The sequence below is a fragment of the Mesorhizobium sp. M0184 genome (genome assembly GCF_040322215.1).
Classification (GTDB): domain Bacteria; phylum Pseudomonadota; class Alphaproteobacteria; order Rhizobiales; family Rhizobiaceae; genus Mesorhizobium.
Window position 1 is genome coordinate 1 of record NZ_JAMYSZ010000125.1, and the last position, 526, is coordinate 526.

The following is a 526-nucleotide window of genomic DNA, read 5'->3' on the forward strand; positions in this document are numbered from 1 at the left end:
CCTGAGCCCGCGCCATCTCGCCTATGTCATCTACACCTCAGGCTCAACCGGAACCCCAAAGGGCGTCATGGTCGAGCATCAAAGCACCGTGAACCTGCTGCATTGGAGCAGCGGCGTATTTGCGGAATCAGAGATCAGCCGCACGCTGTTTTCTACCTCGATCAGTTTTGATCTGTCCGTCTATGAGTGCTTCGTTCCGCTGTCGCAAGGAAACACTCTTTATCTTGTCGAGGACGCGCTGGCGCTGGCGCAGACGCCCTTGGATGTCTCCTTGATCAACACGGTCCCCTCGGCGATCGCCGCTCTGGTCGACAAGCAAGCCGTGCCGGCTTCGACACGCGTCATCAATTTGGCGGGTGAGCGGCTGAAGGCAGATCTGATCGAGAGGGTCTTCGAGAGCAGTGGCGCAGAGAAGATCTGTAATCTGTACGCTCCTTCCGAGACGACGACGTACTCGACCTGGATTTGCATGCCGAGGGGAGAGGCTGTCGTTGAGACGATCGGCCGTCCGATTGCGAACACGCGG

At 58.4% G+C, this 526-nt stretch carries 1 protein-coding gene; it reads left to right on the forward strand.

Translation table 11 applies throughout. The features are described 5' to 3' along the window. On the forward strand, nucleotides 1-526 hold a 526-nt coding region (locus NKJ23_RS34605; protein WP_352496833.1), incomplete at both ends, for an AMP-binding protein.